Below are 21,283 nucleotides of genomic sequence, written 5' to 3' on the forward strand. Positions count from 1 at the left end.
AATTTAAAAAATTATCATGTACTTTTGCAACATCAATATAGTTAATTGTATCTTTCAATATTATGAAAATAACCCACAGGCTAATTCCAAATGGCAATTTAAATCAGGATCTTATTTTTTTTGAAGATTTATTCCTGACTTATCATAGCTCGCTATTGGCATTTGCCTATAAATACGTCAATGACAAACAGGTTGCCGAAGATATCGTGCAAGACGTATTTATGGCACTATGGGCACGGAAGCATAAACTCGATTTCAGTGAATCAATAAAGCCTTATCTCTATAAAGCGACCCTCAATAAATCATTAACCTACCTCAACTCTATTCACGAAGAAAAAAGTATTGATGATAAAGATATCGAGTATGCACTTCATCAAAAAATTGTCAGTTATAATCAGCAAGATTCTTTATTATTAAAGGAAATCACACAGGAAATCCGTTTTTTTGTCAACACGCTACCTCCACAATGCAAAAAGGTATTTCAGCTAAGTAGAGAAGATAATTTAAAAAATAAAGAAATAGCAGAGAAGCTAAAAATCAGCGAGAAAACAGTGGAAGGACATATACGAAAAGCTTTATTCGAGCTACGCAATCATTTAATTAAACTCAACTTGATGGACATTATCGTCTGTCTCTATGTATGCGACACTCTATTTACTGTCTTCTAAGGTAATCTCCAACAAAGAAAGCTAAATAGAGAAGCGGCTACTCAGAGATAAATTGTATGCTATTTTCAATTCACGAAAAGAGTTAAAACAATAGTTATAAATCATTGATAAAAAGAGTACGTACTTTATGATGCATATATATACTAATCATTAGTGAATGAAGTACGTATTCTTGGCTACAAAGAGTACGCACTTCTTTATTTATTGATAATCAACAACATAGCATTACTTCTTATAAAGGTACGAAAATTTCATATGTATAGAAAAATAAATACCGGATGAATTTTAGTCATCGTAGATAGTGAGATTATCCAGAATATCTTTGGTAACATTTGTCCGATTGCCTTCATTGCCTTCTATTGTTATATTACCAAAAATATCTTTGGTAACTCTGGTTCTTTTGCCATCATTGTCTTCAATCGTTATATTACCAAAAATATCTTTGGTAACTCTGGTTCTTTTGCCATCATTGCCTTCAATCGTTATATTATCAAAAATATCTTTGGTAACTCTGGTTCTTTTGCCATTATTGTCTTCAATCGTTATATTATCAAAAATATCTTTGGTGACTCTGGTTCTTTTGCCATTATTGTCTTCAATCGTTATATTATCAAAAATATCTTTGGTAATCTTCTTCCTATTTCCTTGATTGTCTTCGACGGTAAAGTTTCCCAAAATGTCTTTGGTAACGCGCATCTTTTTCTGGTTCACCATAGAGTATACATCGTTATCTTCAATAACATTAATACCGTAAATTGGTGTTAATTGAGCAGCCAGAGCAAACTGTGTTGCTAATAGAATCAATAATATCTTCTTCATGACTTTTTGTTTTTTGTTTAGAACAAAAGTAATAGAGTAAAATCATAATCAATTAGTAAAATCTATATTTACCGATAGGGAAAAGCCTAAAGTACACCAAATAAAAAGAACCGGTATGAATGCAGGGTTAATAATGGACTTTGTGAGTGATAGTTCGGAGTGCGGTCGTAAGTTTCGTGTATTGAATATATTGGATGATTTTGATCGCTCTGTTTTAGCTCAAGAGATCTCAATATCAATGCCGGCAGAACATGTTATAAGAATATTGGAGAAAGTAATATGGCTTAAGAGAAAACCCGAAGCGATAAGATGCGATAATGGCCCTGATTTTATTGCAAATAAATTCTAGGATTGGTGTAAAGCCAATGATATAGCAATAAAATATACCCAACCAGGATACCCTATACAAAACAGTTATGTAGAGCGCTTCAATGGTAGTTATCGAAGAGGGGGGGTAGACGCATATATTTTTAGGACACTAACTAATAACTCAGAAGTGGATGCAGGACTATAATGAGTCTCGTCCGCACCATTCATTGGGTGACATGTCACCCAATGAATACAGAAGAAAGTGCAAAATAGATAATAAAATTATTAACTTAGCAGTCTAATATAAGTATTGCCCTAAAAAAGGGAAGCTGACATTAACTGTTATTGAAGCATCTCAATTTATTAATCCCTAAAATACATTGTAAATATGAAAGATAATAAAATTTACATGCTAGCATATTTCATTCTTGCATTTTTTCCATATATTTTGTATGGACAGGAGGATAAATCACAAGAACTTAATACCTTGTTGAATGAAGGAAAATACTTTGATTCGAGAAAACTATATAAAGAAATATGCGATGTGATAAGTCCGGATATGGATTTATTCTATAAGTTTCAAATGGCACAGTTCATGAACAAAGATGATAGTGCGGCTATCTATATGGAAAAAATATTGATTGATTATCCAGATATGTTTGGAGATAATACGATGTTTGCTTATGCTAGATTATTTGATATATATGCTGTTAGTTTAAGAAATTATGAAAAAAGTGTATATACTCATAAACGTATGGTACAACATTTAATAGATAACCCTTATAACTTGGATGAGAAAGAACTTACTTTATGGAGAAATGGAAACATAACTCGCGTGGATTATTTGAAACAATTAATAAATCAACTTCCAATAAAAATAAAGCGGAGGGGTGTGAATAATTTTGTGAACTTAGATACTAATGAAGCACGATTAATTGTAGATACGAGAATAAATGGAATAGCGCAAAAGATACTTATAGACACTGGATGTGATTTTCATTACATAATGAATAGAAAAAAAGCTGATGACCTTGGATTGGAATGCGCTGTTTTCGAGATGAGTAAAGGGGTAATTAATGATACTGAAGTACTTATGAAACAAACAGTTGTTGATTCTATTGAAATAGGAAATATAATCGTTTATAATGTACCTACCACTATTTTTGAACATGATATTACCGTATTTCTTCCTGATTCTATAAAAAATAGAAAAGAAGATGTTGCCCAAATAGATTCCATATATATGAATACGGTTAGCTCAGCTATCGGATTACCAATAATGAAATTAATTGGAAAATTTTTAATAGATTATGAGAATCAAAAGCTCTCTTTTCCGATTACTGACTATCATTTGAATTCTTTGATAGAATCTAATTTGTTCATTTATACATCTTATTTGTATACGCATTTAAAACTAAATGAAAAAGACTTCATTGGTATGCTTGACACAGGTTTTGACAACTATATCACAATCGATACTTTGTTCTATAAAAAATATCGTGACGATATACCATCTGCTATTGTGAAGACGGAACCATATTATATAATGATGGCTCATCGGTTATGGAATGATGACTCATACAAAATCGTCTGTAATCCTATGCTAGAATTTAATAACAAACCAATGCTTCCTCCTACGGAGAATTCCGTAAAAATATATACTTTACACCCATGGAAATATCTTGATGGAATAATAGGTTACGATTTTTTCAAAAAAATCGGGAAAAGAGTATTATTGGATTTAGATAATATGCGGCTTGAAGCTATTGAATAAATAATAAAGATATGGAAGCGAAACTAACTGTGATTATACTATACCTTCTTAAATGATAAGGAACTGGTTCGTAATACTATGAAAAGTCTTCGTGAGAATTCAGATCAATGTTTTAAGGCATCTACTACCATATGGAGATTCTAATGGTCTTTCTAATTATAAATATATTTTATTCAATATAATATTTTTATTTATGAGATATAATCTTTATTAGGAATTCATTGCGACACACCCAAACAGCATTATGTAAAGCGAAACACTGCCCTATATTAAAAAATAAAATCACACTAAAAGAGATAGTATCTTTTAGTGGTGTAACGCCTGAAAATGTCAGCCACAAAAGAAAACACTCAATAAACAAAAGAAAAACCTCCGAAACTCCTTATTAAAAGCAGTTTTGGAGGTTTCTTTGAGGTTCCTGGCGGATTCGAACCGCCGTAGACGGTTTTGCAGACCGGTGCCTAGCCACTCGGCCAAGGAACCCTGATTTCTCGTTTACAATGACAAAGATAGTACAATTTATGTAAGAGGACAACTATCCGCAGCATTTTTTCTTTGCTGATGGTCGGCTATCCCTGCATTGTTGCTGCTTTTTTTCGAACTGGTTCTTTAATTCACAGCCACTTGCACAGCTCGAACAAGGGTTCTTATTTTCTTTCGAATTACGAAAAAAAGAACGAACACTAAACGCAATACGAACCACACAAGCTATTATTAATAGGGCAACCACCCAATCTTGCCAACTAAAACTCATATCAATCTCCTTTCATTCGTTTTATATAAATAACTTTCCTATCTGATAAACAGCAAAGGTAAGCCCCCAAGCCAAAGCAGTAGTGTATGCCGCCGTAAAAAGAGCCCATTTCCATTTGCCGGACTCTTGCTTTATAGCAACAAGCGTAGCGGTACAAGGAAAATAAATGAGCACAAACAGCATATAACAGAAGGCTACCAGCGGAGTAATCGGAATACGATCGGCAAGGCTCACTGCATCGGTTTCGGTATCATTGGTATAAAGCACTCCCAGAGTACTTACCACCAGCTCCTTCGCTCCCACACCCGAAAGCAGTCCAATACCAAGTTTCCAATCGAAACCAAGCGGTTTGATAACCGGTTCGATTCCTTTGCCTATCTGACCGATGTAGGAGTTCTCCTGCTGCTCGGATACCGTATCATAATCATTGTGATTGGGGTAATAGCCCAAAAACCAAATCACGATAGAAGCAACCATAATGATACCTCCCATCTTCTTAATGTATTGGGCACCTTTCTCCCAAGTATGCCTGAAGATGGACTTCATGGTAGGCATTCGATAAGGTGGAAGCTCCATCACAAAAGGAGTATCATCGCCTTTCACTAAAAAACGGCTGAACAAACGAGCCATCAGCACAGCCAATAGAATACCAATGAGGTAGATAGACAATAACACCAAACTACCATGATTAGGGAAAAATGCACCAACCAGTAGCAGGTAGATAGGCAAACGGGCACTGCACGACATCAACGGGTTAACGAGCATCGTGATAAGGCGGCTCTTGCGGTTTTCGATGGTGCGCGAAGCCAGAATAGCAGGCACATTACAGCCAAAGCCCATAATCAAAGGGATAAACGACTTTCCGTGCAACCCCATCTTATGCATCAGTTTATCCATGATAAAAGCAGCACGAGCCATATAGCCCGAATCTTCCATGAGCGAAATGCAGAAGTATAGAATCAGAATATTGGGCAGGAAAACGATAACACCTCCTACTCCACCGATAATTCCATCGACCAGCAGGTCTTTAAATGCTCCCTCGCTCATGGTGTTTCGTATCAGATCGCCCAACGAGCCAACCAGCCATTCGATAGCTGTCATCGGATACTGCCCCAGAACGAAGGTACCCTCGAACATCAGATACATAAACAGGAAGAAGATAGGATATCCCCAAACGCGGTGAGTAACAATGGTATCGAGTACTTTCGTCGCTTGCGCTTGTTCGAGGTGGTTGTCGGTAAAAGTCTCTTTCAATGCCCCACTGATAAAGCCATATTTAGCATCGGTAATGGCCGATTCGCAATCTTCGTCCAACGTGTTGGCTATCCGTTTGGATAACTTATTACGCTTGGCAATGATCTCTTGGCTATTAGGCAGCGATTGAATCATGCGTTCAATATCAGGATCGTTCTCCAGTAGCTTTATGGCCAGAAAACGGGTAGAATACTTGTGACGAATAGCCTCGTTCTTCGAAATTTCTTCTTTGACTGCATCAATGGCTTTCTCTAAATCGGGTCCATGATTGATGTGAATATGACGAAAAACACGCTGTCCGGATTGAGATTCTGTGATGTAATCTTCGAGATGCTCTTCGTGATGCTCTTCGTCGACATGCAGGCGATGCCAGTCTTGGAGTTCGCGCACTACCTCTGGATTTACGTTGCCTTTCTTATCTAAGAAGTCGGCACCTTCGTACAAATTGATAATCACATGGAAAAGATGATCGACCCCCAAACTTCTTTTACAAACAGTAGGTACCATCGGCACACCGAACAGCTTACTAAGCAGGCGATAATCCAATGTATTTCCACTCGCTTCGAGCTCATCGTACATATTAAGTGCAATCACCATGCGTACGTTCATGTCGATAAGCTGAGTTGTGAGGTAAAGATTACGTTCGAGGTTGGAGGCATCGACTACGTTGATAATCACATCGGGCGTTTCGTCGATAATATGGCGGCGCACATAGATCTCTTCGGGCGTATAGGCCGAAAGGGAATACGTACCGGGAAGATCGACCAGCTTAAAATGATAGCCTTCAAAATCGAAATATCCCTCTTTGGCATCGACCGTCACTCCACTGTAGTTACCCACATGTTCGTGAGATCCTGAGGCGAGATTAAATAAAGAGGTCTTGCCACAGTTGGGGTTACCCACCAAGGCTACATTAATAGTACGACGCTTGCCCAAGGCAATACGCTTCAGTTTCTCATCTCCCGAAGTGATGGTTTCGCTGATGCCTTGATGATAATCGCGCTCCTGAGTTTGCAATGCAGCCTCTTGTTCGCTAATGACCTCGATCATATCGGCCTCTTGCCGGCGAAGGGATATTTCATATCCCAATACCTTATATTTAATAGGATCTTTCAAAGGGGCATTCAGCAGTACTTCTACCGTTTTACCTTTGATAAAACCCATCTCTACAATACGTTTACGAAAGCCACCATGCCCCAATACTTTGACGATGACTCCCTTCTCTCCTGTTTTCAGTTCGGACAAGCGCATACTCTGTTCTCTTTAGTTGATGCAAAGATAAAAGATTACTTTGTAGCGAGCAAATTATTTAGATTGTTTTTAAATAGCAAGCATTCACAAGCCACTGAGAGGGCTTATAACGATACTATTTCCTGCAAGATACTAACTGCTGTTTCTACATTCGGAACGTCTTTTACCAACATACTTCGCTTTCCTTGCTGATCGCGCAAATCACAACGTCGGGTGTATTTCATCATATAGTCTATCACCTTACCAAAGGCCTGACTTTGATAATACGGGCTATCGGGATTGCTCACAAAGAAGAGGGTCATGCGTTCGCCTTTCAGAAACACTCGTTCGGCACCCAAACGGGCTGCCAACCGGCGAAGGGGAACAATGCGAAGCAGCTCCTGGGTTTCTTGTGGGATGGGTCCAAAGCGGTCGACCAACCGTTCGCGGAATGCATCGACCTCTTTATCAAGTGTCAGTCCGTCAAGTTCGCGATAAAGCAGCATGCGTTCGCTACTACCCGTTACGTAATCGGCCGGCAACAGCAGTTCCAGATCGCTCTCCACCTGACATTCATCGACAAACTGCTCGCCGGTGATGGTTCCGTCGGCTTTGATCTCTTCGGCATACAGATCGGCAAACTCGTCGGTTTTGAGTTCGCGTACGGCTTCGTTCAATATCTTCTGATAGGTTTCGTAGCCCAAGTCGGCAACGAAGCCACTTTGTTCGGCTCCCAACATATTGCCTGCTCCGCGAATATCGAGATCTTGCATGGCGATATGAATACCACTACCCAAATCGGAGAAGTTCTCGATGGCTTGCAAGCGGCGACGTCCTTCGGCTGTAAGACTACCGAGCGGAGGAGCCAATAAGTAGCAGAATGCCTTTTTATTGCTACGCCCCACACGTCCGCGCATTTGATGCAGGTCGCTCAAACCGAAGTTCTGAGCCTGATTGATGATGATGGTATTCGCATTCGGGATATCGATGCCGCTCTCGATGATGGTAGTGGCCAGCAGTACGTCGTAATCGTAGTTGACGAAACCGAGAATAATCTGTTCCAGCTCGGCAGGCTCCATCTGTCCGTGACCGATAGCCACGCGGCAGTCGGGTATCTGACGTTGAATCATCGCCTTCAGCTCGGGCAGGTTGGCTATGCGGTTATTGACAAAAAAGGTCTGCCCGTTGCGGCTCATCTCGAAGTTAATCGCTTCGGCTATGAGCTCTTCATTGAAGGTATGCAGTTCGGTTTGTATCGGATAGCGGTTGGGTGGAGGCGTAGAGATCACACTCAGATCGCGTGCACCCAACAGCGAGAACTGAAGGGTACGGGGGATGGGTGTAGCCGTCATGGTGAGGGTATCGACATTGACCTTCAACTGACGCAGCTTCTCCTTTACAGATACGCCGAACTTCTGCTCTTCGTCAATGATCAGCAGTCCCAGATCGTTGAAGTGTACATCCTTGCCTAAGATACGATGCGTACCGATAAGAATGCCTACTTCGCCCTCTTTCAGTCCCTTTAGCACCGCCTTTACTTGTGCAGGGGTACGGGCACGGCTCAGGTATTCGACTCTACAAGGCAAGCCCTTCAAACGCTCGCGAAAGGTTTGATAGTGCTGATAGGCCAGTACGGTGGTAGGCACCAACACGGCTACTTGCTTATTATCGGCCACAGCCTTGAAAGCTGCGCGAATGGCTACTTCGGTCTTCCCGAAGCCAACATCGCCACAGACCAGACGATCCATGGGTTGATCGCGCTCCATATCGAGTTTCACATCGGCAGTGGCTTTACTCTGGTCGGGGGTGTCTTCGTAGATAAACGACGCTTCGAGCTCGCGTTGCAAGAAACTATCGGGACTGTACGCAAACCCCTTCTCTTCGCGACGTTGCGAATAGAGCTTTATCAGGTCGCGCGCAATGTCTTTGATCTTGGTTTTGGTACGCTCCTTCAGCTTTTCCCAAGCACCGGTACCGAGCTTGTTCAAGCGGGGAGCTTCGCCCTCCTTTCCTTTGTATTTGGAGACTTTGTGCAGCGAGTGAATCGATACAAAGACAACGTCTTCATTCTGATACACAAGCTTCATCACCTCTTGGGTGGTATCGCCGTTGGGGATACGTACCAAACCGGAGAAACGCCCCACACCGTGATCGGTATGTACCACATAATCGCCGGGAGTAAATTGATTGAGTTCTTTGAGCGAAAGAGCCACCTTGCCCATGCGTGCCTTATCGCTCTTGAGGTTGTATTTATGGAAACGGTCGAACAGTTGATGATCGGTAAACACACACATGCGCAATGTATGATCGGCAAACCCCTCGTGCAGGGTGTGCTCTATGCCGGTAAAGGAAATCTGATCGCCCCGGTCTTCGAAAATAGTACGGATACGGGTGGTTTGCTTCACGCTATCGCTACAGATATAAATCGAATATCCTTTATCCTGATAGTCGAGAAACGATTGGGCTACCAAGTCGAAGTTCTTATGGAAAATAGGTTGAACGGTGGTATCGAACGTCACCGTGGCATCGGGTACACCGGTCGGTTTATTGCCAAACTCCAACCGACGGAAATCGAGTGCCTGCAAGGTAAATTCGCTTCCGTCAATCAACTTGCCTTCGAGCTTCATGCCTCCATTCTCCCCATCTTCCTGAGCGGTGAGTGCTTGCGGACTCAACGCCTCATCGTATACGGTCTGGATGCGTTCGCGCAACCAAAGAAAGTCGCGCATGGCAAGCAACGTACTAGCGGGAATAAAATCAAGAAACGAGGCACTGACCGAGCCCGACACAGCCAGATCGGGAACAATGACCACATCCTCTTTCTTCTCGTGCGATAACTGCGAGTCGACCTCGAAGGTGCGGATGCTGTCTACCTCATCGCCAAAGAAATCGATACGATACGGATATTCGGACGAGAAAGAGAACACGTCGATGATGCTGCCACGCACGGCATATTGACCCGGCTCGTATACATAGTCTACATACTCGAAGCCGTAGCTATGCAATACGTCGGTGATAAAGGTCAGATCGACCCGTTCGCCCTTGTGGAGCTTCAACATCTTATCGCTTAACTCTTGGCGCGAAACAACCTTTTCGGCCAACGCATCGGGATAGGTCACGATACAAAGCCCCTGCTCTCCCTTCTGCAAGCGGCTCAGCACTTCGGTACGCAATACTTCGTTGGCAGCATCTTTCTGGCCGTATTTGATGGCGCGACGAAACGAGGAGGGGAAAAACAGAATACGCTCCGTACCCATCACCTGCGTGAGGTCGTGGTAGAAGTAACCCGCCTCTTCCAGATCGCCCAGTACAAAGACGAAAGGAGATGAATGTGCCTTGATCAGCGAAGCCGCAAAGAGCGAACCGGCAGAAGCACGCAAGCCGCCGCAAAACAGATGTCGAACGGAAGGTTCATTCAATAACTGAATGGTAGCTGCCACATGGGGATGAGTGGCGTATAATTGTTGCAGTTCGGTAATAGTCATAACGAAACAATGGATTGAAATTGCGTGCAAAAGTACTAAATAATACGTAGTTTTAATCTACTATCTTTCGTAAGTAACGGAAAAAGGTTACATTTGTCATCAAAACAGAGAATAGGATATGCAAACATCAGACAGCATTGTAATTATCCCAACGTATAATGAACGGGAAAACATAGAAAATATCATTCGTACCGTGTTCCGGTTAGAAAAAGAGTTCCACATTCTCATCATAGAAGACGGCTCGCCCGACGGCACGGCTCAGATTGTGAAGAACCTGCAACAGGAGTTTCCCGAACGCCTGTTTATGATCGAGCGCAAAGGAAAACTCGGACTGGGAACGGCCTACATTGCCGGATTCAAATGGGCACTGGCACACAGCTACGAATACATATTCGAGATGGATGCCGACTTCAGCCACAACCCCGACGATCTGCCCAGACTCTACAAAGCCTGCGCCGAAAAGGGAGGCGATGTAGCCATCGGATCGCGCTACGTAAGCGGGGTCAACGTAGTGAACTGGCCCATGGGAAGAGTCCTGATGTCTTATTTTGCATCCAAATACGTACGTTTCATCACCGGCATCCCCGTACACGATACAACGGCCGGATTCAAGTGCTACCGCCGTCAGGTGCTCGAAACAATCGACTTAGACCACATCCGCTTCAAAGGGTATGCTTTTCAGATCGAGATGAAGTTCACCGCCTACAAATGCGGATTCAATATTGTCGAAGTTCCGGTTATTTTCATCAATCGCGAGCTGGGCACCTCGAAGATGAACAGCAGCATATTCGGTGAAGCCGTATTCGGGGTCATCAAACTGAAGGTAAACAGTTGGTTCCACAAATTCCCACAGAAGAAATGAAACGAATCTATATTAAGAATGCCGTTCTCGTTAATGAAGGACAGCAGATAAAAGGCTCTATCGTCATCGAGAACGAGCAGATAGCCGAGATACTGATAGCCGGACAAGAGCCTTCGGCTCCCTGCCACGAGGTGATTGATGCAGAAGGTTGCTACCTGCTGCCCGGAGCAATCGACGGACATGTACATTTCCGCGAACCGGGGTTGACGCAGAAAGCCGACATCACCTCCGAAAGCAGAGCGGCAGCCGCAGGCGGGGTTACCTCGATTATGGACATGCCCAATACAAGCCCGCAAACCACCACCCTACAGGCACTGAACGAGAAGCTCGACTTATTCGCAGCCAAATCGCTGGTGAACTACTCCTGCTATTTCGGAGCAACGAACAACAATTACCCGCAGCTCAAAGAGCTCGACCCACACCGTGTTTGTGGCGTTAAGCTCTTCATGGGATCGAGCACCGGAGATATGCTGGTCGACCGGATGAGCAGCCTGCTCAACATCTTCGGCGGAACCGATCTGCCCATTGCCGTGCACTGCGAAGATCAGCAGACCATCAGAGAGAATACCGAGAAGTACACGCAAGCCGCCCGAGGTACTTCGGACGAGGCGTCTCCCAAAGACCTGCCAATCGAATACCATCCGCTCATCCGTTCGGAAGAGGCTTGCTACCACTCTACCGAGCTGGCCGTGCGTCTGGCCAAACAAGCCAACGCCCGTCTGCACGTATTGCACCTCTCTACGGCCAACGAGTTGGAACTGTTCGACACCGCCCCATTGGCCGAAAAGCGCATCACTGCCGAGGCGTGTGTGGCGCATCTGCTGTTCGACGACAGCGATTACCAAACGAAGCAGACGTTGATTAAGTGCAACCCCGCTATTAAGTCGGACAAGAACCGGCAGGCCTTGCGCGCAGCCGTGAACAGCGGATTGATCGATGTCATTGCCACCGACCACGCTCCTCACCTGCCGGCAGACAAAGAGGGCGGTGCACTCAAAGCCGCTTCGGGCATGCCGATGATACAGTTCTCGCTGGTCAGTATGCTCGAACTGGTCGACAGTCAGGTATTCTCTATCGAAAAGGTGGTCGAGAAGATGTGCCATGCCCCTGCCGAAATCTACCAAATTAACAACCGCGGTTATCTGCGCAAAGGCTATCAGGCCGATGTGGTGCTGGTTCGTCCCGGACAGCCATGGACGGTAACGGCCGACTGCATCGAGAGCAAGTGCCAATGGAGTCCGCTCGAAGGGCATACCTTTCAGTGGAAGGTAGAGAAGACCTTCGTGAACGGACAATTAGTTTATACCAACGGCGAGATCGACGATCGGTATCGCGGACAAGCATTACGATTCAGATGAAACAGACCATACTCTCCTTTAGTGTTCACGAAGTAGCCCCCTACATCAGTTGGGTGTACTTCTTTCATGCCTGGGGATTTCAGCCCCGGTTTGCAGCCATTGCCAATATCCACGGATGCGATTCGTGCAGAGCGTCGTGGCTCACCGGCTTTCCCGAGGAGGAACGACCCAAAGCGGCCGAAGCCATGCAGTTGTTCAAAGAGGCCAACCGGATGCTGAACCTGCTCGACCGTGATTTCAAGGTGCACACCCTCTTCAGGCTATGCGATGCAAATGCCGATGGCGACAACCTGATTCTCGACGGCATCACCTTTCCGCTGCTGCGCCAACAGGCCAAGAAGCGCGAGGGAGGGCCCTTTCTCTGCCTGAGCGACTTTGTACGTCCGCTCTCGACAGGCATCACCGATACCGTGGGGGCTTTCGCCTCTTCGATCGATGCCGATATGCAAGAGTTGTACGAGCAAGACCCCTATAAGCACCTGCTGGTACAAACCCTGTCGGACCGACTGGCAGAGGCGGCTACCGAAAAGATGCACGAACACGTACGCAAAGTAGCCTGGGGCTATGCCCCCGACGAGAACCTGACCCTCGCCGAACTATTGGTAGAGGCGTATCAAGGCATCCGCCCGGCGGTAGGCTATCCTTCCCTACCCGACCAGTCGGTCAACTTCCTGCTCAACGAGCTGCTCGACATGAAGCAGATCGGCATCACCCTGACCGAAAACGGAGCCATGCACCCGCACGCCTCGGTCTGCGGACTCATCTTTGCCCACCCCGCTGCAGAGTACTTTGCAGTCGGAAAGATAGGCGAAGATCAACTCACCGATTATGCCCGCAGGCGCGGCATGACGATAGCCGAGATGCGGAAATTCTTAGGAGCCAACCTACAGTAGCGAAAAAAAACGTGTGCCCCTTGTGATTATCCGAACCCTTGCAACGACTAACTAACCAACAAGCAATTGCAGCGAAGAAGCCAATGGATACACCAGCCACGCCAATGAGCGATAACATCGAACAAGAGTTTCTCTCGGTCATCCGGGAGTACGAACGTGTTATCTACAAGGTCTGCTACCTTTACACCACCAAGAATGCCCCATTGGGAGACCTCTATCAGGAGGTCGTGCTCAACATCTGGAAAGCCTACCCCAAGTTCCGCAAAGAGTGTAAGGTATCGACCTGGATTTATCGCATCGCGCTCAACACCTGCATCAGCTTTATCCGCAAAGAGAAGCACACACCCGAGCTGGTAACACTGACCCGCGAGGCCGATTGGATGACCGAGGATCGCGATCCGCTTACGGAGATGCTTCGCGAGCTGTATCGCCTGATTAATCACCTCGGCCAACTCGACAAATCGATCATTCTGCTCTACCTCGAAGAGAAGAGTTACGAGGAGATAGGCGAAATCACCGGACTGACCGTGACCAACGTAGCCACCAAGCTGAGTCGAATTAAAGACAAACTAAAGAAAATGAAGAAGGAGGATTGATAGATGGAAATGGATGAACTTAAGAAATCATGGAACGCCTTTGGCGAGCGACTCAAAGACAAAAAGATTGTCGACGAGGAGAGTATCGCCAAACTCATCGACCATGCCAAACACAATATAAATGCCATGAGCCGCTTCAACCAGCGGTTGCGCATCCTCTCGCTGCTGATTATCGGCTTCTTTATCGGCAGCCTGATTTACGACGGCCGATACCCCGACGTGTACTTCCAGATACTGCTGCTGGCACTCATCCCCGCCATCGGGTGGGATCTGTTTACGGCACACTTCCTGAGCCGGACGAAGGTCGATGAGATGCCCTTGGTAACGGTCGTTTCGCGCTTCAACCGCATTCACCGATGGGTGATTCGCGAGCGCGTGGCAGGCATCGCCTTTATGTTCCTCATGGCGGGCTTCTTCTTTATCGAGCGGCGCGTGTGGCAACACGGAACGGTCATGATCGTGCTCTTCTTCCTCCTCTGGGCGGCCTGCTTTGCCGTTCCGCTATGGGTGTACCGGAAGAACCTGAACCGCCTGCGCGAGATCAGGAAGAACCTCGATGAGCTTAAAGAGCTGAAGCAGGACGCGTAAGCATCCATCGGCAGGCAGCCGGTGGGAGCATCCCCGAATGTACAATTTATTCGCATCAGCAAGAGATGTACCTACCATCAGCCCGACAGTGAGGCTACCAAAGGTATACCCTGATGTAGGATCAGTGTATACCTTTTCCTACATCAGGGTATACCTTATCTCACCCCCTCGCTACAGATAGCTGTGGGCGGGATGCGGGGGTGCGCTTCAGCGACGGCATACTGTCTGTTTTCTTTATCATCTTCATCTGATTTCGATGGCACTCCGCCCGTTGGCCGACTTATGCAACTGCACCTGTACGGCAATGCGTTCGCTCATCTCCTGCACGTGCGAGATGACGCCGATCTTACGCCCCTGCATCTGCAACTGCTCCAACGCCTCCATCGCCATGCGCAGGCTGTCGGCATCGAGCGAGCCGAAGCCCTCGTCAATGAAGAGCGATTCGACCTTGAGGTTGTTGCTCGAGAGCGACGACAGCCCCAAGGCCAAGGCGAGCGATATGAGGAACGATTCTCCGCCCGAAAGCGAATAGACGGTGCGCACCTCGTCGCACATATCGCCATCGACCACCTGCAAGGCGAGCGTGCCGGGCACTTGTTGCAGCTTGTAGCGGCGCGAGAGGTACGAGAGGTGTTTGTTGGCGTGCAGCAGCAGGAAGTTGAGCGTATAGCTCTGGGCGATGATCTTGAACTTGGTTCCGTCGGCACTACCGATGAGCTTGTTGAGCTTGCCCCAACGCTCGGCCTCCTGCTGGCTGCGTGCGTACTCCTGTTGCTTGGCATCGAACAGGGCTTTGTTCTGTTTCTGCTGCAACAGCAGGGCTTCGACGGTGGCGAGGCGGCGGTCTACGAGCAGGTTCTGCTCCTGCTGCGCGGCAATGGCGTTGCCGAGATGCGCGGCATCGAGCGAGGGTTGGGGGGCTTCGCCATCGGTTTCGTGGGTACGGAAGGTTTCGGTTTTCGTGCGCAACGCATCAATCGAAGCGGCAAGCTGCCTGAGCTCTCCCTGTATGCCCGAGAGGGCTACCAGCAGGCGGTCGAACTCCTTGCGCGCCTCTTCGAGAGCAGTGCTGAGCTCCCTTTCGCGGCGGGCGATGGCTGCTTCGGCCTCATCGACCGGTTTTCCTTTCAACAACTGCGCACGCTCTTTCTGATGATGCAACAGCTCCTCGTTCATCGCATCGAAACGCTCCTGCTCCACCGATTGGGCACGAACGGCCATAGCGAGCTGCTCGCCCGTAGCGGCGGATTGCTGCACCAGCAGGCGCACCCGGGCGAGTGCCTCACGCCACGTCTGGGTGCGTGTGCGCAGGGATTGAATGAGGGCGTCGTGCCGCTGCCACTCTTCGTACAATTGCTGATAGGCGGTGAGCTGTCCGCTGAGCGCACGAAGCTGTTGTTCGAGCTCGGCGAGGCGGGCTTGCAACGCCTCCGGTTCGCGCTGTTCGGGGGTGAGATTGCCAAGTTGCTGCTCCTGTACCTGCTGCTGCTCGGTCAGGTGACGGTGGTCGCGTTGCAGGGCGATGCATTGATCGTTCTGCTTTTTATACGCATCGGTTGCCGCCTGATACTCCTTCTCGATACTGCGGAAGAGGGTATCGGCCACCTCATTGCCTTGGTGATAAGGGTGCTCGGGGCTGCCGCATACGGGGCAAGCCTCGCCGGGGTGGAGGTTGTTGCGCAGGGCAACGACATCGCGGCTCATGGCGGTGCGGGCGTTTTCGTACAACTGCTTCGAGCGTTGCACCTGCTCTTCGCGGCCGGCAAGTTGCTGCGTCAGTGCCTCGAGAGAGGCAACGGTCTTCTGCTGTTGCTCGCGCAGCTGGTGGAGTTGCTCCACGGCTTGCAGGGCGCGCTGCGTGCGGGTCTGCTCTTCCAATAGTCGCTTCTGCCGCTCGCCCAGTGCCTGTATGCCGAAGGCGTTGAGGCGAAGCACTCGCTCGTCGTTCTCCTTTTGTAGGTGAGCAAGTTGCTGCTCCCTGTTGGTCAGCAGTTGTTCGGCACGATGAAGCTCGCGGCTCATCTCCTGCCCTGCTTGCAGGCTGATGGGGGGTGTGCCATCCGTCGCCTCTTCGGCTTTGAGCAGATGGTTCAGGGCGATGCACGCGGTGCCAAGCGCACTGCTTTCGGTTTGCTGCCGATGGGTAAGTCCGGCCGTTTGCTTGCGGGCAGCCTCTACGGTTTGCAGCGTTTGTTGGTAGCGGGTTTGCAGGGCTTGCATCTGCACGTCGAGTTCGCGGGCACGCCTCAGCTCGGGTTGCAAGGCTTGGCACTGCTCGCGAAAGCGGTTCAAGCCTTCGGTTTGCTCCTGCAAGGCTTGTTGCAGCTTCTCCTGTTTCTGTTGCTCGCTGGCGGCTTCGGCCTGCTTTTTCAGCAGTTGTTCTTCGTGTTGCCGGAGCGAGACGACCACATTGAGTTGCTCGTTGAGCTCCGCCAACCGACGAATACCCGATGAACGCGCCTCAAGCTGTTTCTCTTTCTCGGCGTGCAGCTCCTGCAAACGCTCTTCGGGCAGAAGGTCGATGAGGTCGATGCTGCTCTTCAACAGGTTCGATGCCTCTACGGCGAGCTTATTCCGTCCGAACACCTCCTGCGAGATGCGCGAATAAACCTCCGTTCCGGTGAGCTTCTCCAAGAGCTCCGCCTTGGCCGATTCGCGCGACTTGAGGAAGGTGGCAAAGTCGTTCTGTGCCAGCAATACGGTGCGGGTAAACTGATCGTAGGTAAGCCCGACGACCTCGACCAGACGGGCGAGCAGCTCTTTTTTCGTTCCCTGAAACTCCTCTTCGGTATCCAGATCGGTCACCTGCATGGTTTGCGTGCGCAACGAACCGTCGGCACGGCTCTTGGTGCGTCGTACCGACCAGCGCGAGCGGTAGCGGTGTCCGGTCATCCCGACGAAGTCGACCTCGGCATATCCCTCGCTCGTGCCACGGCGCAGAACGTTCTTCACATCGGCCTGATTGATCTGATTATCGCCTACATCGGTCAGGTAAACCGTCTCTACCGAGGCGGCAAAACGGGGTGCGCGGTCGTACAATGCCAGACAGAGGGCATCGAGAATGGTCGATTTGCCCGCTCCCGTCGGCCCCGAAATGGCAAAGATTCCTGCCGACAGCAAGGGTTCTTGCGTGAAATCAATCTCCAATGTACCCTCTATCGAGGTCAGGTTTTTCAATCGTATGGCTGTTATCTTCATGCTTTTTCCTCCTCTTCTTTTAGGCTGATCGAAAGACAAGCCTCCTGAAAGAGCGTCACCAGCTCCTCGGGCATCTCCGTCTGATAGGTTCTTTCGAAGGTCGACTGAACGATTTGCAGAGGCGACATCTCGCGCAGTCCCACGCCCGGCTCCTCAGCCTGTGTCGCAGCGGCATCGCCCGAGCGGTACACCGATACAATACGTGCCAGGCGGACGTGTTTCTCTTCGAGCGCGTGCTCTATTTGTTGCCGCAACAGCGGTTCGGGCTCATCGAGCAATACTTTCACCTCGAGATAGGGAGCGGGCAGGGTGCGGTCTGCCCCGGTGGGCAACGCCGCCAACTGCTCCAATACGCTCTCGGGCGAGGCAGCCTCGGTGGCAGGGATGCTGAGGAGCGGAACCAGCAAGGGGCAGTCGTGCTTCTCGATAGTGAGCAGTTGACCTTGGTCGAGCGTCACCACCACCACACCGTGGCGGTAATGCTTCTCGGCAAACGACATCGGCAACGGACTGCCTGCATAGCGCACGTGCTCGCGCCCCGACACCCGTTGCGACTTATGGATATGCCCCAATGCCGTATAAGCGATCTGCTCCGGAAAGGCATCGGGAGGTACACATTCGAGTCCGCCGATCACGGTTCGTTCGCTGAAGTCGCGTTCGGCAATCTCCGAGCCGGTGGCTTGCAGGTGCCCTACGGCAACCAGTGCCTGCCCCTGCGTGCGACGTTCGACTGCCCGCTGCACCAACCGGGCGTATAGCTCACGCACCCCTTCGGCATACGCGTTGCCATCGGTCTCCACCACCGGATAATCGCCCTGCCGGAGAAAGGGAACGGCAAGGCAAAGCACCTCCGCAACTCCCTCGCGGTTGGTCAGTTCGAGAATCAGGTCGTCGTAATCAATCTCTCCATCGCGCTTACGCACCACGCCTTTGATCCGGGTGCGCATCTCCTGCAACAGCGGAAGCGGTGCTTCGAGCCGTGCCGCCGAGTCGTGGTTGCCGGCTATCACAACAAGCTGCAAGGCAGGGTTCTCTGCTGTGATTTGTTGTATAAACCGATAGAACAATCGTTGCGAAGCTGCCGAAGGATTCGAGACATCGAATACATCTCCGGCAAGGAGCAACGCGTCTATGTTCTGCTCTTTGATCGTCGCGGCAAGCCAAGTTAGAAAGTGTTCCTGCTCCTCTGTGCGGTCGTAGCCGAAAAAAGTCTGTCCCAAGTGCCAGTCGGCTGTATGTAATATGCGTATCATCTCTTATTCATTTAATGCACACAAAAATAACACAAACTATTGATTTGGAAAGCATAAATTAATATCTTTGTCAACCAAATTTAAGTCTGATTCCATTATGAGGATTCTTTATTACATCTACCAGGTTTGTATCGCGTTGCCCATTCTTTTAGTATTGACCATTCTAACGGCCATAGTTACCATTATAGGTTCCCTACTCGGTGGAGCACACATCTGGGGCTACTACCCGGGCAAAATCTGGTCGCAACTCATCTGCCTCTTCCTGCTCATTCCCGTAGAGGTACACGGACGCGAGAAGGTACACAAAAGAACCTCCTACATCTTCGTTCCCAACCATCAGGGCTCTTTCGACATCTTCCTGATTTACGGTTTTCTGGGGCGCAACTTCAAATGGATGATGAAAAAAAGCCTGCGCAAACTCCCTTTCGTGGGGAAAGCGTGCGAGAGTGCAGGGCATATCTTCGTAGATCGCTCGGGGCCGAAAAAGATACTCGAAACCATTCATCAAGCAAAAGATTCATTAAAAGACGGTGTGTCGCTGGTGGTATTCCCCGAGGGTGCACGCTCCTTTACGGGACATATGGGCTATTTCAAGAAAGGTGCCTTTCAACTGGCCGATGACCTGCAACTGGCGGTAGTGCCTGTTACCATCGACGGCTCTTTCGATATTCTTCCGCGTACGGGCAAGTGGCCCAAGCGTCACCGGATGATTCTGACCATCCACGAGCCGATTCCACCCAAAGGCAAAGGCGTTGAGAACATCAAGACAAGTATGAACGAAGCCTATACAGCCGTAGAGAGTGCGTTGCCTCTCCACTATCAGGGAATGGTGAAGAATGAAGATCAAGATATGTGAGGCAATAGATTACGCAAACTTACCCCATACATGAGATCTGCATTGAGAGCATTTACCACTTCTAGCAAATAATATTTTCGTTTTTCTTTCGTTTTTCACTCTACTTTTTATAACTTGCCACTGTTGCTAAGTCAGAAAACGGTAGAAAGGAGGTTGTAATATTGATGATCAAAGTTTACAATTCAATTTAATAAGGAGGTGTTTTATGAATAGAAAAGAATGTTATTTAAATTTTTATCAGGCTTTATTTATACTGATGGCAAGTTGGTTATACACACTTTTGACCTACTATATGCCATTTGACGTGAATACGTATTCATTATGTGAAATTTATACTTTTCAAGGAGTACCATTTGGGCTAATATTAGGAGTTGTGCTAAATTATTATGATAAACGTAAAAAAGAACGCTAGTCAAAATTAAGAATGATACTCCTTACTTTGTCGGTATGCTCAAAGAGTCGGTATGCTCAAAGAGTCGGTATGCTCAAAGAGTCGGCAGCGAAAACTTCACTACTCAACCGGATTCAATAAATCGGTGGGATTATTGTCCCAAAGAGGCACTCTGTTCGAGGCGTTGATGCTCTTGGATCAGTTCTTGATTCTCCTTGGCCTTGGTCGTAAATTCTTTCACCATCTGCTGGTTTTTGAAGGTATGCGGGGCATCTTTCAGAATGGCTTCAATCTGTGGAGTCATGATGGGATAAGGCAATCCGCTGCACATCATCATAAAGACACTGGGGCCCAATACGTTCTCGTAGTTATCCGAAATAAACTTACGCACATACGTATTCATATTCTCTATCAGCACACTGCCTTCCTGCGATAGTTGCTTGTGGATTTCGGCCAGATCGCCACCATCCATTACCATGCGCGCTTCCTTGCGTTCGAGCTCGGCTATCTGCAAGTCCATCGCATTCTTCTTATCGACAAATTCGTAAAGGGCATCGTTGAGCGTAGTGCCGGTGGCTTTGAGCTCGGTGTTGTTAATGGTTATCTTAATGTTTCCGTTTTCGAGTACCAGCGGCATAATGCTCTCGTCGTCCATGTAGAGGCTCACCATCATCACCGAGTCGACTACGCCTTTCATGGAGAACAAACCGTGTATCACTTCGGCCGAATCGACCTTCACCCACTCTCCATTGCTCAACGTTTTTATAAACAGCATCCGCCCGTCGAGACTACTCACCGACGAAGAGCCTTCGAGGTTATAGGTAGGGGTACACGAGGTAAACACCAAAAACAAAAGCAATAGAGAAGAAAGTTTGTTCATGTTCATCGGTCAATGGATATGGAGTTTTTACTGCGGCAAAGGTACAACGGATTCGCTATTCAAGGAAACATTTTATCAATATTTAAAACTTGTAATACTCTTTTCTTTAATAATC

Annotated in this window: 19 protein-coding genes and 1 tRNA gene; 12 read left to right on the plus strand and 8 right to left on the minus strand. The window is 47.8% G+C overall.

All coding sequences use genetic code 11. From position 1 onward, the window contains the following. The first annotated feature begins 62 nt into the window (after positions 1-62). The gene (locus TY03_RS05240; protein WP_042368000.1) at positions 63-668 is read left to right on the plus strand and encodes an RNA polymerase sigma-70 factor; all 606 of its coding nucleotides are present in this window, start codon (positions 63-65) and stop codon (positions 666-668) included. Between the two features lie 285 nt (positions 669-953). On the opposite strand, the gene TY03_RS05245 is transcribed toward TY03_RS05240, so the two are convergent. Beyond that, positions 954-1,487, minus strand: a complete 534-nt coding sequence (locus TY03_RS05245; RefSeq protein ID WP_042368002.1) for a hypothetical protein — start codon at positions 1,485-1,487, stop codon at positions 954-956. 115 nt (positions 1,488-1,602) lie between these two features. On the opposite strand from TY03_RS05245, the gene TY03_RS22150 reads away from it, so the two are divergent. The 4 genes from TY03_RS22150 to TY03_RS05255 all read left to right on the plus strand — a co-directional run bounded on the left by TY03_RS22150 (position 1,603) and on the right by TY03_RS05255 (position 3,570). After that, on the plus strand, positions 1,603-1,836 hold the full coding sequence (locus tag TY03_RS22150) for a DDE-type integrase/transposase/recombinase (protein ID WP_081713052.1): 234 nt from the start codon (positions 1,603-1,605) through the stop codon (positions 1,834-1,836). Positions 1,837-1,863: 27 nt separating this feature from the next. Further along, positions 1,864-2,001: an integrase core domain-containing protein gene (locus tag TY03_RS23190; RefSeq protein WP_394330879.1), complete on the plus strand. Its 138-nt coding sequence runs from the start codon at positions 1,864-1,866 to the stop codon at positions 1,999-2,001. Beyond that, positions 1,973-2,098, plus strand: coding sequence for an integrase core domain-containing protein (locus TY03_RS23195; protein WP_394330880.1), 126 nt, complete (start codon positions 1,973-1,975; stop codon positions 2,096-2,098). Before TY03_RS23190 ends, TY03_RS23195 begins: the two co-directional genes overlap by 29 nt. An 86-nt stretch (positions 2,099-2,184) precedes the next feature. Further along, positions 2,185-3,570: a retropepsin-like aspartic protease gene (locus TY03_RS05255; RefSeq protein WP_042368005.1), complete on the plus strand. Its 1,386-nt coding sequence runs from the start codon at positions 2,185-2,187 to the stop codon at positions 3,568-3,570. 412 nt (positions 3,571-3,982) lie between these two features. Here TY03_RS05255 and TY03_RS05260 read toward each other — a convergent pair. From TY03_RS05260 to mfd, 4 genes are all read right to left on the minus strand, one after another. Then, positions 3,983-4,053 (minus strand) — tRNA-Cys (locus tag TY03_RS05260). Positions 4,054-4,105: 52 nt separating this feature from the next. After that, positions 4,106-4,324, minus strand: coding sequence for a FeoB-associated Cys-rich membrane protein (locus TY03_RS22815; protein WP_074434138.1), 219 nt, complete (start codon positions 4,322-4,324; stop codon positions 4,106-4,108). A 21-nt stretch (positions 4,325-4,345) separates the two neighbouring features. After that, positions 4,346-6,829: a ferrous iron transport protein B gene (feoB, locus tag TY03_RS05265; RefSeq protein WP_042368007.1), complete on the minus strand. Its 2,484-nt coding sequence runs from the start codon at positions 6,827-6,829 to the stop codon at positions 4,346-4,348. Between the two features lie 104 nt (positions 6,830-6,933). Further along, positions 6,934-10,293 (minus strand): transcription-repair coupling factor, encoded by a 3,360-nt coding sequence (gene mfd / locus TY03_RS05270; RefSeq protein ID WP_042368008.1) that lies wholly within the window; start codon positions 10,291-10,293, stop codon positions 6,934-6,936. Between the two features lie 118 nt (positions 10,294-10,411). On the opposite strand from mfd, the gene TY03_RS05275 reads away from it, so the two are divergent. From TY03_RS05275 to TY03_RS05295, 5 genes are all read left to right on the plus strand, one after another. Next, entirely contained in the window at positions 10,412-11,155 is a 744-nt protein-coding gene (locus tag TY03_RS05275) for a polyprenol monophosphomannose synthase (RefSeq protein WP_042368010.1), read from the plus strand. After that, a complete protein-coding gene (locus TY03_RS05280) occupies positions 11,152-12,513 on the plus strand; it encodes a dihydroorotase (protein ID WP_042368012.1) in 1,362 nt (453 codons plus the stop codon). The genes TY03_RS05275 and TY03_RS05280 overlap by 4 nt, the downstream gene beginning before the upstream one ends. Then, complete coding sequence (locus TY03_RS05285; protein WP_042368014.1) at positions 12,510-13,406, plus strand: vitamin B12 dependent-methionine synthase activation domain-containing protein; 897 nt, start codon at positions 12,510-12,512, stop codon at positions 13,404-13,406. The genes TY03_RS05280 and TY03_RS05285 overlap by 4 nt, the downstream gene beginning before the upstream one ends. Positions 13,407-13,489: 83 nt before the next feature. Continuing rightward, on the plus strand, positions 13,490-14,002 hold the full coding sequence (locus TY03_RS05290) for an RNA polymerase sigma factor (protein ID WP_042368016.1): 513 nt from the start codon (positions 13,490-13,492) through the stop codon (positions 14,000-14,002). Between the two features lie 9 nt (positions 14,003-14,011). Then, positions 14,012-14,590, plus strand: a complete 579-nt coding sequence (locus TY03_RS05295; RefSeq protein ID WP_230201903.1) for a hypothetical protein — start codon at positions 14,012-14,014, stop codon at positions 14,588-14,590. 243 nt (positions 14,591-14,833) lie between these two features. Here the strand turns inward: TY03_RS05295 and TY03_RS05300 are convergent, their stop codons facing one another. After that, a complete protein-coding gene (locus TY03_RS05300; RefSeq protein WP_042368019.1) occupies positions 14,834-17,788 on the minus strand; it encodes an AAA family ATPase in 2,955 nt (984 codons plus the stop codon). Continuing rightward, complete coding sequence (locus TY03_RS05305) at positions 17,785-19,041, minus strand: exonuclease SbcCD subunit D (protein ID WP_042368021.1); 1,257 nt, start codon at positions 19,039-19,041, stop codon at positions 17,785-17,787. Before TY03_RS05305 ends, TY03_RS05300 begins: the two co-directional genes overlap by 4 nt. Before the next feature lie 97 nt (positions 19,042-19,138). On the opposite strand from TY03_RS05305, the gene TY03_RS05310 reads away from it, so the two are divergent. Together TY03_RS05310 and TY03_RS22820 are read left to right on the plus strand one after the other, a co-directional pair. Then, positions 19,139-19,897 (plus strand): lysophospholipid acyltransferase family protein, encoded by a 759-nt coding sequence (locus TY03_RS05310; RefSeq protein WP_042368023.1) that lies wholly within the window; start codon positions 19,139-19,141, stop codon positions 19,895-19,897. Positions 19,898-20,102: 205 nt separating this feature from the next. Continuing rightward, the gene (locus TY03_RS22820; protein WP_222860399.1) at positions 20,103-20,309 is read left to right on the plus strand and encodes a hypothetical protein; all 207 of its coding nucleotides are present in this window, start codon (positions 20,103-20,105) and stop codon (positions 20,307-20,309) included. A 130-nt stretch (positions 20,310-20,439) separates the two neighbouring features. Here the strand turns inward: TY03_RS22820 and TY03_RS05315 are convergent, their stop codons facing one another. Further along, the gene (locus TY03_RS05315) at positions 20,440-21,168 is read right to left on the minus strand and encodes a DUF4369 domain-containing protein (protein WP_042369186.1); all 729 of its coding nucleotides are present in this window, start codon (positions 21,166-21,168) and stop codon (positions 20,440-20,442) included. Positions 21,169-21,283 lie beyond the last annotated feature (115 nt).

Origin of the sequence: Bacteroides neonati (assembly GCF_000499785.1) — a bacterium.
Lineage (GTDB): Bacteria > Bacteroidota > Bacteroidia > Bacteroidales > Bacteroidaceae > Bacteroides > Bacteroides neonati.